General features: G+C 71.8%; 14 protein-coding genes. 7 read left to right on the top strand and 7 right to left on the bottom strand.

Going from position 1 to position 14,019, the window contains the following annotated elements:
- The first annotated feature begins 26 nt into the window (after nucleotides 1-26).
- The gene (locus AB0D85_RS01655; RefSeq protein ID WP_362312306.1) at nucleotides 27-995 is read left to right on the top strand and encodes a tellurite resistance/C4-dicarboxylate transporter family protein; all 969 of its coding nucleotides are present in this window, start codon (nucleotides 27-29) and stop codon (nucleotides 993-995) included.
- A gap of 21 nt (nucleotides 996-1,016) precedes the next feature.
- On the opposite strand, the gene AB0D85_RS01650 is transcribed toward AB0D85_RS01655, so the two are convergent.
- Nucleotides 1,017-1,370, bottom strand: coding sequence for a hypothetical protein (locus AB0D85_RS01650; RefSeq protein ID WP_362312304.1), 354 nt, complete (start codon nucleotides 1,368-1,370; stop codon nucleotides 1,017-1,019).
- 472 nt (nucleotides 1,371-1,842) lie between these two features.
- Between AB0D85_RS01650 and AB0D85_RS01645 the strand changes: the two genes are divergently transcribed.
- Nucleotides 1,843-2,901 carry an NlpC/P60 family protein gene (locus AB0D85_RS01645; protein ID WP_362312302.1) on the top strand — a complete coding sequence of 353 codons (1,059 nt, stop codon included), beginning with the start codon at nucleotides 1,843-1,845 and terminating at the stop codon, nucleotides 2,899-2,901.
- A gap of 28 nt (nucleotides 2,902-2,929) precedes the next feature.
- On the opposite strand, the gene AB0D85_RS01640 is transcribed toward AB0D85_RS01645, so the two are convergent.
- Both AB0D85_RS01640 and AB0D85_RS01635 read right to left on the bottom strand, forming a co-directional pair.
- Nucleotides 2,930-3,643 (bottom strand): response regulator transcription factor, encoded by a 714-nt coding sequence (locus tag AB0D85_RS01640; protein WP_362312300.1) that lies wholly within the window; start codon nucleotides 3,641-3,643, stop codon nucleotides 2,930-2,932.
- Nucleotides 3,640-4,968, bottom strand: coding sequence for a PspC domain-containing protein (locus AB0D85_RS01635; protein WP_362312298.1), 1,329 nt, complete (start codon nucleotides 4,966-4,968; stop codon nucleotides 3,640-3,642). Before AB0D85_RS01635 ends, AB0D85_RS01640 begins: the two co-directional genes overlap by 4 nt.
- Before the next feature lie 173 nt (nucleotides 4,969-5,141).
- On the opposite strand from AB0D85_RS01635, the gene AB0D85_RS01630 reads away from it, so the two are divergent.
- Nucleotides 5,142-6,572 (top strand): PspC domain-containing protein, encoded by a 1,431-nt coding sequence (locus tag AB0D85_RS01630; protein WP_362312296.1) that lies wholly within the window; start codon nucleotides 5,142-5,144, stop codon nucleotides 6,570-6,572.
- Entirely contained in the window at nucleotides 6,559-6,768 is a 210-nt protein-coding gene (locus AB0D85_RS01625; protein ID WP_362312294.1) for a hypothetical protein, read from the top strand. The genes AB0D85_RS01630 and AB0D85_RS01625 overlap by 14 nt, the downstream gene beginning before the upstream one ends.
- 3 nt (nucleotides 6,769-6,771) lie before the next feature.
- On the opposite strand, the gene AB0D85_RS01620 is transcribed toward AB0D85_RS01625, so the two are convergent.
- Both AB0D85_RS01620 and AB0D85_RS01615 read right to left on the bottom strand, forming a co-directional pair.
- Entirely contained in the window at nucleotides 6,772-7,311 is a 540-nt protein-coding gene (locus AB0D85_RS01620; RefSeq protein WP_362312292.1) for a DoxX family protein, read from the bottom strand.
- Nucleotides 7,312-7,492: 181 nt separating this feature from the next.
- A complete protein-coding gene (locus tag AB0D85_RS01615) occupies nucleotides 7,493-8,770 on the bottom strand; it encodes a hypothetical protein (protein ID WP_362312290.1) in 1,278 nt (425 codons plus the stop codon).
- A gap of 191 nt (nucleotides 8,771-8,961) precedes the next feature.
- Between AB0D85_RS01615 and AB0D85_RS01610 the strand changes: the two genes are divergently transcribed.
- Nucleotides 8,962-9,849, top strand: a complete 888-nt coding sequence (locus tag AB0D85_RS01610; RefSeq protein ID WP_362312288.1) for a DUF4429 domain-containing protein — start codon at nucleotides 8,962-8,964, stop codon at nucleotides 9,847-9,849.
- Nucleotides 9,850-9,857: 8 nt separating this feature from the next.
- Here AB0D85_RS01610 and AB0D85_RS01605 read toward each other — a convergent pair whose 3' ends face one another.
- The gene (locus AB0D85_RS01605) at nucleotides 9,858-10,652 is read right to left on the bottom strand and encodes a class II aldolase/adducin family protein (RefSeq protein ID WP_362312286.1); all 795 of its coding nucleotides are present in this window, start codon (nucleotides 10,650-10,652) and stop codon (nucleotides 9,858-9,860) included.
- Between the two features lie 139 nt (nucleotides 10,653-10,791).
- Between AB0D85_RS01605 and AB0D85_RS01600 the strand changes: the two genes are divergently transcribed.
- Nucleotides 10,792-11,301: a pyridoxamine 5'-phosphate oxidase family protein gene (locus tag AB0D85_RS01600; protein WP_362312284.1), complete on the top strand. Its 510-nt coding sequence runs from the start codon at nucleotides 10,792-10,794 to the stop codon at nucleotides 11,299-11,301.
- 24 nt (nucleotides 11,302-11,325) lie between these two features.
- Here AB0D85_RS01600 and guaA read toward each other — a convergent pair whose 3' ends face one another.
- The gene (gene guaA / locus AB0D85_RS01595) at nucleotides 11,326-12,906 is read right to left on the bottom strand and encodes a glutamine-hydrolyzing GMP synthase (protein WP_362312282.1); all 1,581 of its coding nucleotides are present in this window, start codon (nucleotides 12,904-12,906) and stop codon (nucleotides 11,326-11,328) included.
- A 318-nt stretch (nucleotides 12,907-13,224) separates the two neighbouring features.
- On the opposite strand from guaA, the gene AB0D85_RS01590 reads away from it, so the two are divergent.
- The gene (locus tag AB0D85_RS01590) at nucleotides 13,225-13,491 is read left to right on the top strand and encodes a chorismate mutase (protein WP_362312280.1); all 267 of its coding nucleotides are present in this window, start codon (nucleotides 13,225-13,227) and stop codon (nucleotides 13,489-13,491) included.
- Nucleotides 13,492-14,019: the final 528 nt, after the last annotated feature.

Below are 14,019 nucleotides of genomic sequence, written 5' to 3'. Positions count from 1 at the left end.
GGTCCGCGCTCCTTAGCATCGGGAACATGTCCGGCATTTCACCCCTCCGCGTCTGGTGGGCCCAGCGTGAGCCGGCGGCCGGGGCCGCCGTGATGGCCACCGGGATCGTGTCCGTGGCGCTGCATCTGGCGGGGGCGGAGATCCTGTCCCGGGTCATGCTGGTGCTGGCCTGCGCGGCCTGGATCGGGCTGGCCGCGGACTTCGTCGCACGGTTGGCACTCGACCGGCGGCGCTGGGTGACGGAGGCGAGGACACCGGGCGCGCTCACCGCCGTAGCGGCTACGACGGTGCTGGGGACGCGGTTCTCGCTGCTCGGCCGGCAGACCCTCGCCGAGGCCCTGCTGGCGCTGTCGACGGTGCTGTGGCCGCCGTTGCTCGTCCTCGTCGTACGGCACTGGAAGGAGCGGATGCCGGGGGCGGTATTCCTGGGCTGCGTGGCCACGCAGGGGCTCACCGTGCTGGGCGCGGTGCTGGCGGCGGCTCTGACCACGGCGTGGCTCGCGCATCTGTCGCTGGTGCTGTTCTGGCTGGGGCTGGCGTTCTACGGGCTCGCCGTGCCCCGGTTCGACTGGCGGCAGGTCGCCGAGGGGCCCGGCGACCAGTGGATCGCGGGTGGCGCGCTCGCGATCTCCGCGCTCGCCGGGGCGAAGCTGCTGGCGGCCGACAGTGCGCGGCTCTACCTGTGGAACGACGACGACCGCGGTGTGCTGCGCACGGTGACGGTGGCGCTGCTGGTCCTGGACCTGGCCTGGTGCGTCGTCCTGCTGGCCGCGGAGGTGGCGCGGCCCCGGCTGCGGTACGACGTGCGCCGCTGGGCGACGGTGTTCCCGCTGGGGATGACGGCGACGGCGACGCTGTCCGTCGCGGCCGCCGTGGGCATCCCGTGGCTGAGCCGGCCGGGGCGGGTGCTGGTGTGGGTCGCGCTGCTGGCATGGCTGGCGGTGGCCGCGGGAGCGGCGGGGGTCGCCCGCCCCGCGCTCAGGAAGGCTCTGTGACCGTCACGTCCACGGTGACCGTCACGTCCACAGTACGGCGATGAAGATGTTCGCCATGGTCAGCAGGCCCACCAGCCCGAAGGCACCCTTCTCCACCTTCTCGTCGTCGCGCTTCACGTAGACGAGGCCGAGGATGACGATCAGCAGCGCGAGCTTCACGCCGATCTTGATGGTGTTGACGTGATGGCCGTTCGCCTCGTTGAGGCCGACCAGGATCACGCCCGTGGCGAGCATGGTGAACGCGCCGTGCAGCATCCCGGGGACGAACCGGGCCGTGCCCTGGCCCATCGCCTTCATCTGGGTGAGGAAGCCGCCGAGGAGTGCGGCGATGCCGATGATGTGCAGGCCGACGAAGAGATGGATGAGTACGTCCATGGGTGCGGAGCCTAATCAGGCCCCCCTGGGGCGCCGGGCACCGGCCCCTCCCTTCGTGCCCGCGGCCGCACGCCTCCGGGGGGCCGCATATATGCACCCCATAGCACCCCGTGCGCTTCCTGTGTCCCGGAACCGCCGCTTCGGTCAGCACGCCTCGTGAAGCCGACGGCTCCGGACCGGAATCCCGGTCGCTTACCGTCAGGTAACGATCTGGTCACGCCAATTCCGCGCATCGCGTTACCAAGCCGACACAACCGGGCCTAGCGTCCTCCCCCAGGTGCCCGACTCCCCACCGCCGCCCGGGCCAGGGGCGGCAGTCGGACACCACCGCCGAGAAGGTCCGGCGGCGGTCCGCTCCCCCTGTGCGGGCCGCCGCCGGACGCGCAATCCGCATCCCCGCGGCCGTACGTGTGCTCCCCCTGGCGTTCGTACGGACGACACGGCGGTCGTACGAAAGGACGGGACAGTCCAGGTGGCAGCGCACCGCAAGCCCCGACAGCGCTCGCTCAGCGGCGGTACGGCCCGCACGGCCGCCACCCTCGCCCTGGCGGGCGCGGCCACCGCGACGGCCTTCGAAGGAACCGGAAACGCCGAGCCGCAGCTGACACCGGCGCAGGTGAAGGCCGAGGTGGACCGGCTGTACCAGGACGCCGAGGCGGCCACCCAGAAGTACGACGGCGCGAAGGACAGGGCCGATACGGCCCAGCGGCGGCTGAAGTCACTGCAGGACCAGACGGCCCGCAAGCAGGAAGACCTCAACTCCGCGCGGGACGCCCTCGGTTCGACAGCGGCCGCGCAGTACCGCGCCGGCGGGATCGACCCGGCCTGGCAACTGGCGCTGTCCAGCGATCCCGACCGGTACCTCGACGACGCCGCCTTCGCCGAACGGGCCGCCGACCGGCAGGCCGGTGCGGTGGCCCGGGTACGGCAACAACTGCGGGAGATCGAGCAGTTGCGGGGCGCGGCACATGTCGAGCTGACGTCGCTGCGGTCCCGGCAGGCCGAGCTGAGGCGGCAGAAGGACATCATCAACGGCAAGCTCGGCGAGGCCCGGAAGCTGCTGGACCGGCTGTCGCCGCAGCAGCAGGCGGCGGTCACGGCGGACGGCACGTCCTCGCGCGCCTCGCGCTCGGCCTCGGACGGCCGCGTCCCGCTGTCCGCCGGCGACGTCGCCGCCCCCGACTCCCGTGCCGCGGCCGCCGTGGCCTACGCCTACTCCAAGCTCGGCAGCCCCTATGTGTGGGGCGCGACCGGCCCCGACGCCTTCGACTGCTCGGGCCTCGCCCAGGCCGCCTACCGCTCCGCCGGTGTCTCGATCCCCCGCACCACCTACGCCCAGATCGACGCCGGCCACCGCGTCTCCCGCTCCGAACTCCAGCCGGGCGACCTGGTGTTCTTCTACTCGGGCGTCAGCCACGTCGGCATCTACATCGGCAACGGCCAGATGATCCACGCCCCGAACCCGTCGGCCCCGGTGCGGATCGCCCCCATCGACGAGATGCCGTTCGCGGGGGCGACGCGGGTCGTCTGAGCAGCCTCACGCGGCGCCCTGCGCGGCCTCAGACCAGGCGCCGCGCGGTCGCCCACCGGGTCAGCTCGTGCCGGTTGGACAGCTGCAGCTTCCGCAGGACCGCCGACACATGGGACTCGACCGTCTTCACGGAGATGAACAGCTGTTTGGCGATCTCCTTGTAGGCGTAGCCGCGCGCGATGAGACGCAGGACCTCGCGCTCGCGCTGGGTGAGGCGGTCGAGGTCCTCGTCGACCGGCGGGGCGTCGGTGGAGGCGAAGGCGTCCAGGACGAACCCGGCGAGCCGCGGGGAGAAGACGGCGTCGCCCTCCTGGACGCGGAAGATCGAGTCGACCAGGTCGGTGCCGGTGATCGTCTTGGTGACGTAGCCGCGGGCACCGCCCCGGATCACGCCGATCACGTCCTCCGCCGCGTCCGACACGGACAGCGCGAGGAAACGCACCGGCTGCTCGGCGTCCGCCATCAACGGGGCGCACCGGCGCAGTACCTCGACCCCGCCGCCGCCCGGCAGGTGCACATCGAGGAGGACCACCTCGGGCCGGGTCGCGGTGATCACCGTGACCGCCTGGTCGACATCGGCGGCCTCGCCGACCACCTCGACGCCGGTCTGCTCGGTCTGGCCGATCTCGGCCTGGACGCCCGTACGGAACATCCGGTGGTCGTCGACGAGGACCACACGCACCCGACGCCCGGCCTTCTCGGTGCCTTCCGCCGGGCCGTTCGCCTCGGTCGCGTCGCTCATGACGTCTTCTCCACCCTCTCCATCTCCAGCTCGACCTCCGTGCCGCCGCCCGGTACGGACCGCAGCCGTGCCGTGCCGCCGTGACGCTCCATGCGGCCGATGATCGATTCTCTGACGCCCATGCGGTCGACGGGTATCGAATCGAGATCGAAGCCGGGACCGCGGTCACGCACGGACACGAAGACCGTCCTGCCCTCGACCTCGGCGTAGACCTGGACGGCACCGCCCTCGCCACCGTACTTGGCGGCGTTGACCATCGCCTCGCGCGCGGCCTGCATCTGCGCGCCCGTCCCTTCGTCGAGCGGGCAGTCCCCGACCACCACGACCTCGATGGGGACGCCGTGCTTGTCCTCCACCTCCGCCGCGTTGCGCCGGACCGCGTCGGCGAGGGTGGCGGGCTCGTCGGCCTCGTCCTTGCCGGTTCCCTCGGGTTTGTAGAGCCAGGTGCGCAGGTCGCGCTCCTGGGCACGGGCGAGGCGCCGCACCTCGTTCGCGTTCTCCGCGTTGCGCTGGATCAGGGTCAGGGTGTGCAGCACGGAGTCGTGGACATGGGCCGCGACCTCGGCGCGCTCCTGGGCGCGGATGCGCATCAGCCGCTCCTCGGAGAGGTCCTGGGTCATCCGGACGAGATACGGCCCGGCGAGCAGCGTGATGCCGACGACCACGGCGAGCGCGGCCTGGAGCACCGCGCCGATGTGCGCGGTGGAGCCCTGCATGACGAAGACACCCGAGACGCCCGTGGCCACGAGCAGGACACCGAAGCCCGCGCGCAGCAGCGAGAGCGTACGGCGCCGGCTGCCGACCTCGACCCAGCGGGCCCGGCGGGCGTTGTCCGCCTGGCGCCAGACGAGGGCGACACCGGCGGCGACCAGGACCATGGGAAGGAGATACGCCTTGGCGCCGCTGGTCAGGTTGACACTGCCCACGAACACCATGGACACGACGACCATGAGGAGCAGCGCGGCGATCTGGCCCTTGTCCGGTTTCCGGGCGACGAGTCTGCGGCGGCCGTCCGCCGAGGTCTCCGTGGCGACCAGGGAGGGCGGCTTCTGGCCGCCGACCCCGCCGACGCCGAGGGGCACGAAGAACCAGAACGCGGCGTACAGCAGCGCGCCGAGCCCGTTGGCCATGAACAGGCCGACGAAGGCGAGCCGCACCCAGACGACGGGCAGCCCGAGATGCCCGGCGAGGCCCCGCGCCACTCCGCCGAGCCAGCGGCCGTCGCTGCTGCGGTAGAGCTTGCGCGGCGGCCGCGGGTCGTCGAGGGGCACTGCTGCGGCTTCCGGCATGCCATCGATGTTCACACGCCCGGAGTTGCGGAGCATCAGGGTCGACCCCCGATACTCCCCTGATCTTCGGATTTCCCCGCGGCGGGCCCCGGATTCCGCCGCCGAGGTCCGGTTCGAACGCTTCCCGGGACGGCCTCGGGGCAGATTTCAGGGTTCGGCCAGGGTCATCCCGACTGCCGCTGCGGCGGCGCGGCCGTCACCATTGACTCATGACTGATCACGAGCACGCCGCGACGGGTCCGGGACCCGGCCCCGGCCCGCGGCCCGCCCAGGGCACCGGGCCGTCGGATGCCGCGCCCGCCGCGGCGGAAGCGACCGCGACGGGAGCCGAAGCCACCGGCGCCGGAGCGGGTGCGGTCGACGAGGCGTCCCCGCGGTTCCGGCGCGACCGCCGGCACAAGATGATCGCGGGCGTGTGCGCGGGGCTCGGCCGCCACACCGACCTGGACCCCGTGATCTTCCGCATCACCCTCGCCGTGCTGGCCGCGACCGGCGGCATCGGCCTCCTCTTCTACGGCTTCGCCTGGCTCTTCGTGCCGTACGAGGACGAGGAGGAGAACGAGGTCCGCAAGCTGCTGACCGGCCGGGTCGACGGGCAGGCCCTGGCGGCCGTGCTGTTCGCGCTGGTCGGCTGCGGAGTACTGCTGACCATGATCGGGAACGGCCAGGTGCTGGCGTTCGCCGTCGTCCTCTCCCTGCTGCTGGCCGGCGCCGGGTACTGGTCGCGGCGGCGCGGCGCCCCCGATCCCGACCCGCTGGCCGCCCAGGCCGTCGCCGACGCCCCGCCCGAGGCCCAGGCGCCGCCGATATCGGTCACCTTCCCCTCGTGGTGGCGCGACCCGATCGTCAAGGACGGCACGCATGTCGGGGGCACCGGCTATCTGTGGGGCCCCTCCGAAGCCCGCGGCCGGGAGGCCCGGGCCCCCGGACTCGACTTCCGTCTGAGCACCCCGTGGGTCCACGCCCAGGACCTGCACGCCCGGCGCAGCGCGCCCCCGAAGCCGCGCGGGCCGCACTGGATCGGCGGCTGGATCTTCCTGCTGGCCCTGCTGGCGGGCGGCCTGGGCACGGGCCTGACCTGGGACACACACCCGCTGGGCACCAGCCTGCAGACCGGTCTGGCCTGTGCGCTGATCGTGTTCGGCCTGGGTACGGCGGTCAGCTCGTTCCTGGGGCGCACCGGGGCAGGCTCGCTGTTCCTGGCGCTGGTCACGGCGGCGCTCCTCACGGGGGCGACGGCCATGCCGTCCGACATCAGCACCCACTGGACGCGCGTGAGCTGGACACCGGCCACGGCGGCCGAGGTGTCGCCCTCGTACGACCTCGGGACGGGCGTGGCCACCCTGGATCTGACACACATACGCGTCGCCGAGGGGCGGACGGTGTCGACGGCGGCCGAGGTGGGCGCGGGCCGGCTGAGGATCGTGGTGCCGGCGGACGTGACCGTGCGGATGAGCATCGATGTGGGGGTGGGTGACATCCAGTTGCCCGGTGACGACAAGAAGGACGTGGACGTGGAGCCGGGCAGGCACAAGGACGTGACACTGCCGCCGACGAGCGGCACGAAGAACGCGGGCACGCTCGACCTGGATCTCCAGGTCGGCGCGGGACAGGTGGAGGTGAGCCGTGCTGCGGCATGAGTTCCAGCCCGGACGGCTGATCGCCGGGGTCTTCCTGACGGCGACGGGCATCGCCTACGCCGGGGACGCGGCGGGCCTGTGGCGGACCGACTGGTTCGCGGCCGTCCCCCTGATGGTGGCCGGCCTCTTCCTGGCAGGCGTGACCGCGTCCCTGACCCGGGCGATACGCAGGCGCCGCCGCGCACCCGGGGGATGAGAGCTAGAGGCCCACAGAGGCCCGCGCGGACCGGTGTCGGCGTCGGGCATGGAGCATCGCGTCCAGGGAGAGATAGGGGGCGCCCGCGAGGACCAGGGGCAGCCAGGCCATCAGGTAGGCGAGGTCGTTGCCGTAGTAGTACGGGGACGAGGACCAGCTCACCGTCAGCCAGAGGCTGAGCGAGATCAGCGCGCCGCCGAGCGCGGCCAGGCGGGCCAGCAGGCCGAACAGGGTGCCGAGGCCGACGGCGAGCTCGCCGATGGCGATCGCGGTGCCGAACCCGACGGGGTTCTTCAGGGCCAGGTCGACCAGGGCCGGGATGGCCGCGGAGTCACGGACCGCGCGCATGGTGTCCCCGATGGAGCCGGAGCCGCCGGATTTCAGGAAGGCGCTGTCGGTCAGTTTGTCCAGGCCGGCGTAGATGAAGGTGACGCCGAGGAAGATCCGCAAAGGAAGGAGGGCGTATCGGATGGCGGTGTCCCGCAGACCGCGGTCGCCGTCGAGGTAGGGGGGATGCGTGTCCGTACGAATGCCGTGAGTCATCGCCAGTAGCCGCCTCTCGCCGCTGTGCCCAGGCCCCTCAACAGACCATACGTACGGCAACCGGCCCCGGCTCAACCCCCTCCCGGACGTTTTTCCGAATTTCGGCCGGATCTTCGCTGCCGGGCACGGCTGAGGAAGGAGGGTGCGGAGGGTCAGATGTGGGCCCGGCCGGGCTCGGCCCTCAGTCGGTCACCTCGACCACGCACCGGTTGGTGGCCACGCCCGCCGCCGTCACCACCTGGACCTCCACCCAGCCGGGTTCCACGTCGGCGGGGACGGGGACGGTGAGGAGGCTGTCCGTGGGGTTGCTGAAGCCGCCGGTGACGGGGACCAGGGGGACATGGACGTTGACGGCGCCGACGCGGACGACCATGCGGGAGAGGCGGTCGGCGGCCTGGGCGCCGGGCGGGACGAAGCCGGTGCCGCGGATCTCGATGTCGTCGCCGGTGCGGATCGGGGCGTCCAGGTCGCCGGGCTCGCGGGCGCGGACGACGGAGAGGATCACGGGGCGGCCGCCGTCGGCGTACTTGCCGGCGAGGTAGGTCGCGGCGGAGATCAGGACCACCGTCGCGAGGCCCCAGGGCAGGTCGGGAAGCTGGTCGGGGCGGCGGGCGAGCCGTACGGCGGCGAAGACGAGGGCGACGGCGCTGATCACGACGTACTGGATGTCGGCGAAGGTGCCCCGGCCGGAGTCGTCGGTGAGCAGGTCGGCCGCGCGCGGGCGGTGGGCGCGCACTTTCTGCAGGCGCTGGCCGAGGATGCGCAGCCCGACCACCCGGCGCACCAGGACGGCGATACCGCTGACCACGGCCAGGACGGTGACCACACCGGCGCCGCGGGCGAGGTCGAGGCCGGAGATGAGGGAGTCGCGTTCGGCGTGAGAGGAGGCCGCGGCCAGACGGCCGGCCAGGACGAGGACGGCGTAGGCGACGAAGAGGACCCAGGAGGCGGCGACGGTGCGGGAGGTGGACATGCGGTTGTCCTCGCCGATGACAGGGGCGAGCACCCCGCCGCGCGAGCGGTGGAACCAGGAGGCGGCGGTGAGCGCGAGGGCCACGGTCAGGGCGGCGAGCAGTCCGGCGGTGCGGGCGCTGGTCCAGCCCGCGCCGATCGCGGTGGCGGTCTGGGTGAGAAGCAGGACCAGGACGGCTCCCCAGACGGTGTACGCGGTGCGCAGCCAGAGGCGGGCGAGCCAGGCCTCGCCCTCGGCGCGGCCGCGTTCGGCGACGACCTCGGCGGACTGGCTCAGTTCCTCGGAGACCCACTGGCGGGAGGCGGAGGCCGAGTGGGCCACCGCCGCGGGCAGCTCCGCCCCGGCCGCGAACTCGTCGCGTTTGAGGAGGAATTCGGCGACCGCCCGCCGGTGCCCCTCACGTGCCCCGTGCGGACAGTCCCCGCAGGCGCACCCGCCCCCGTGGACACCCGAACCGGTGCCCTGCCTCGCCTCCTGCACGGCCACGCCCGACGCCCGCCTTCCCCACGCCCCGAGGCACGACCGCGGACCGGTTCTCCCCGGGCCCGACGACGCCGTGCAACTCCCCTGTGTCGAGAGCGAATTGTGCCCTACGCCACCCCGTTCGCGTTCAGCAGGTTGGTCCCGACGGGTGAATGCTGCGGCCACCGTGTTGACCCGGCTGCGAGAATTTCTCCATGGCCGAGATCATCCAGCGGGACGGGACCTGGGCCTTCGACGGCAGCACGGTCCGGATCACGCCGGGACGCCACCGCTCCGTACCGCTGTTCCGGCAGACGTACGGGGAGATCGCCGTACCGCTGGAGGCGGTGTCGGGGGTGGTGTACGAGCCGGAGCGCAAGCGGGGGCGGCTCAGGATGCGGCTGCGCGAGGGCGCGGATCCGTTGCTGCAGGCGACGGGCGGACGGCTGCCGGAGGCGGCGGATCCGTACCGGCTGACGGTGGACGCGGACCGGTCCGGGGTGGCCGAGTACGTCGCGGAGGAGATCCGGCAGTCGCTGCTGCTGGACCAGATCCCCACGGAGCCGACGAAGGCGTATCTGCTGCCGGGGCCGCCGGTGCCGGTGTCGGTGCGGTCCTCGGACGGCACGGTGTCCTTCGACGGTACGCAGGTGCGCATCGACTGGGCCGACACCTCGGACCGGGTGAAGCGGGCGACCGGGCCGCGGATCATCGGCGTCGGCGAGCTGGTGCAGGTGGAGTGGCTGCCCAACTCCGGCTACGAGGACGGCTTCCTGCGGTTCGTGACCCGGGAGACGGTGTTCTCGAAGCTGCCGGCGGAGCGCGACCCGTACGCCCTCGACCTGTGGGGCAGCGTCCGCCGCGATCTGCTGACGGCGCTGGTCGCGGCGGCGGTCACGGCGCGGCTGCCGCATCCGTCGACCCGGCCGGGCACGGAGTACACCGACCGGGACCGGGCCACGGCGACCGTGCCGCGCCAGTCGGCCGACCACCACGACGTGCTGCTGCGCAGGCTGCGGGAGTTGGGCGAGCTGCACCGGGACGGGGTGCTCACGGACGAGGAGTTCGCGACGACGAAGGCGGCCGTGCTGCGGAGCTTCTGAGCCGGGGGTCAGCTGAGCAGGTCGGGTTCGCTGCGGCTGATGTCCTGCCACAGGGGCTGGTAGTTGATCCAGGCCACCAGGTCGCCGCCGAGCTGTTCACGGGTGGCCACGGCGAGTTTGTGGTCGATCAGGAGCGGGCGGCCGGCGGCCTTCGCGATCAGCTGGACCTGCGCGGACTTCTCCAGGGACAGGAACCACCAGGCGGCCGCGTCCACCGAGTCGCCGACGGTCAGCAGCCCGTGGTTGCGCAGCACCAGCGCCTTGCGGGAGCCGAGGGCGTTCGCGATCCGGCGGCCCTCCTCGGCGTCGACGGCGACGCCGGTGTAGGCGTCGTAGAGGGCGTGGTCCTCGTAGAAGGCGCAGCTCTCCTGGCTGATCGGGTCGAGCAGGTCGCCGAGGGCCGACAGGGCGCGGCCGTGCACGGAGTGACAGTGGGCGACGGCGACGACGTCCGGGCGGGCCGCGTGCACCTGGACGTGCACGGTGAAGGCGGCCTGGTTGACGTGGTAGCGGCCCTCGATCACCTGGCCGTCCTGGTTGGCCAGGACCAGGTCGCTCACGGTGACGTGCTTGAACGGCATGCCGAACGGGTTGACCCAGAAACAGTTGGAGTATTCGGGGTCGCGGGCGCTGATGTGCCCGGACACCCCGTCCTCGAGTCCGGTCCGGCCGAAGATCCGCAGCGCGCCCGCGAGCCGCTCCTTGCGATGCCGACGCTCGTCGTCGAGCGAGTCGTACATCGGCGGCATCGCGAACTGGAGCTGATCGGTGGGCAGCGGCAGGGGCGGAGTCGGCCCGTGCATAGGTCCTCCTGCACTGGGTGTGTGTTACGGGCGGAAGTTACCGCCGGTCAGTGCAGGAAAACAGAGCTGTTCTGTAAAGATGACGCGCGCGAGCAAATCACGACAGAAGATGTCGGGTATCGGCACCAGACTGGCTCGTATGACACGCACAACCCATGCGACCGGAACAGCCGGTGCCGCCTGGGCGGCCTTCGCCGCCGCCGCGCCCGAGCTGGCGCACACCGCACAGGAGCGCTTCGCCGCCCACCGCCACCACATCCTCGCCACGCTCCGCAAGGACGGCTCCCCGCGCACCTCGGGGCTGGAGGTCCAGTTCCTGGACGGCGAGCTCCGGTTCGGCATGATGCCGGACTCGGTGAAGGCCCTGGACCTGCTGCGGGACCCGAGGTTCGCGCTCCAGGCCAACCCCGGGGAGGGCACCGCGATGGGCGGCACCGGGGACGTACGGATCAGCGGCCGGGCGTACGAGGTGACGGACACGGCGGTGAAGGGGGCGTACGCGAAAGAGGTGGCACCGCCCGAGGGGCCGTTCCACCTCTTCCGTACCGAGCTGACGGAGGTCGTACGGACCTACGTCGAGGACGACACCTATCTGGTCGTCGAGGCCTGGCGGCCCGGTGAACCGGTGCGCATGGTCAAGCGCACCTGAACCCGGGCAGCGGAGCAGCGGGGCCTACTCCCACTCGATGGTGCCCGGCGGCTTCGAGGTGACGTCGAGGACGACCCGGTTGACGTCGCGGACCTCGTTGGTGATCCGGGTGGAGATCTTCGCGAGGACGTCGTACGGCAGCCGGGACCAGTCGGCCGTCATGGCGTCCTCGGAGGAGACCGGCCGCAGGACGATCGGGTGGCCGTAGGTGCGGCCGTCGCCCTGGACGCCGACGCTGCGGACGTCCGCGAGCAGGACCACCGGGCACTGCCAGATGTCGCGGTCGAGACCGGCGGCGGTCAGCTCCTCGCGGGCGATCGCGTCGGCGTCGCGGAGCAGGTCCAGACGCTCCTTGGTGACCTCGCCGACGATCCGGATGCCGAGCCCGGGGCCGGGGAACGGCTGGCGCTGGACGATCTCCTCCGGCAGGCCGAGCTCCTGGCCGACCATGCGGACCTCGTCCTTGAAAAGCTTGCGGAGCGGCTCGATGAGCTGGAATTCGAGGTCTTCCGGCAGGCCGCCGACGTTGTGGTGCGACTTGATGTTCGCGGTGCCGGTGCCGCCGCCGGACTCGACGACGTCCGGGTACAGGGTGCCCTGGACCAGGAACTCGACCGCCGGGCCCTCGTCCGCGATGATCTCGGCCTGGGCCTGCTCGAAGACGCGGATGAACTCGCGGCCGATGATCTTCCGCTTCTGCTCCGGGTCGGAGACACCGGCGAGCGCGTCGAGGAAGCGGGCCTCGGCGTCGACCACGACCAGCTTGACGCCGGTCGCGGCCACGAAGTCCTTCTCGACCTGCTCGGTCTCGCCCTTGCGCATCAGACCGTGGTCGACGTAGACGCAGGTCAGCTGGTCACCGATGGCGCGGCCGACGAGGGCCGCGGCCACCGCGGAGTCCACACCGCCGGACAGCCCGCAGATCGCGCGCCTGTCGCCGACCTGCTCGCGGATCGCGGCGACCTGCTCCTCGATGACGTTGCCGGTGGTCCAGTTCGGCTGCAGGCCCGCACCCCGGTACAGGAAGTGCTCCAGGACCTGCTGGCCGTGCGTGGAGTGCATGACCTCGGGGTGGTACTGGACGCCGTAGAGCTTCTTCTCGTCGTTCTCGAAGGCGGCGACCGGGACGACGTCCGTGGACGCGGTCACGGCGAAGCCCTCGGGGGCGGCGGAGCAGGCGTCGCCGTGCGACATCCACACGTGCTGCTCACCCGGGGTGCCCTCGAAGAGGGTGGACGCCGTCCTGGAGACATGCAGGTCGGTACGGCCGTACTCGCGGGCGCCGGTGTTGTCGACGGTGCCGCCGAGGACCTGTGCCATCAGCTGGAAGCCGTAGCACATGCCGAAGACGGGGACGCCGGCCTCGAAGAGCTCGCGATCCAGGCGGGGGGCGCCCTCCTCGTACACGGACGAGGGGCCGCCGGAGAGGATGATCGCCGCCGGGTTCTTGGCGAGCATCTCGGCGACCGGCATGGTGCTGGGCACGATCTCGCTGTAGACCCGGGCCTCGCGAACGCGACGGGCGATGAGCTGGGCGTACTGCGCGCCGAAGTCGACGACCAGGACGGTGTCGGGAGCGGCGGCAGCGGGAGTCGCTGATGACACGGGGTGCCTTCCGGCGGGTCGGGCGGGGGGCTGTGTCTACCGATTCTAACGGGGTGGGCGCGGGACACCGTGTCGTGTGCGGGAGGCTCCGCCGCCAGACCCCCGGGGGGACCTGTGGCATACTCGCCTTCATGCTTACGCAGACGACCTTCCTCTTTACCTATGGCAACCGGCCCACCGGCTGCCATGGTCGTGCTGCTTGAGCTACTGACAAGCGACTTCCCCAGGCGCCCCGGGCCGACAAGGTCCGGGGCGCCTGGTGTTTCTCCGGATCATCCTGTCGCTCCGGGGCACCCCCTTCAGACGAGGAGCCCCGACATGACCGGTGCCCGTACCCCCGAGGCCGCCGATGTGATCACCGGTGCGCGGGAGCGCATCGACGCGCTCGACGACCGGATCATCGGTCTGATCCAGGAACGGATGGCCGTCTCCGCCGTCGTCCAGGAGGCCCGGATCGCCTCCGGCGGCCGGCGCGTGAACCTGTCCCGGGAGATGGAGATCATCGGCCACTACAGCGAGGCGCTCGGCAAGCCCGGCACCGCCCTCGCCATGACGCTCCTGGAGCTCTGCCGCGGTCGGATCTGAGTCGTCGTATCTGAGTCGGGCGGATCTGAGTTCGGGGTCCTTCTCACCCGTACGGCGCGTGACCGGCACGCGAACCGCTTCGTTGGTGGGGTGTCCGTGTCAGCCAGGGGCGGGCCCGAAAGAACCACGCGTGGCTCACTGGGGCGATGAGGCGTACGGAACGTGCTGTGCGTCGTGGGACCTCGTTCCAGTCAAGTGACCGGACGGCAGGGGACAGCAGCCCGGTCACCCAAGAGACGGTCGGCTCCGGGGACGCCCGGGGCCGACCGGCGGAAAATCGCAAAAATGCACAAGGGCTGGGTCAAACGGTTGCGGAGGCCGCGTACATCCAGCACGATGCGTAGAAGGCTCCCAAGGCCTTCGGAGCTCCCAAGTCCCAGTTCAGGCAACGGTATTGCCGTGTGCCGACCGTCCGCCAAAGGTCGAGACCTGCCGTACGCCCCGAGCGCGCCGGGGCGCCGACCCGGGGCACGGACGGTGGTACAGGGCGCAGAGACCAGCGGCGCAACCCCCCGGCGCCGCTCCCAG

The sequence above is a fragment of the Streptomyces sp. NPDC048277 genome (assembly GCF_040652235.1).
Classification (GTDB): Bacteria; Actinomycetota; Actinomycetes; order Streptomycetales; family Streptomycetaceae; genus Streptomyces.
The sequence above is the reverse complement of the archived record's forward strand: the minus strand, read 5'-3'. Positions and strand labels throughout refer to the sequence as shown.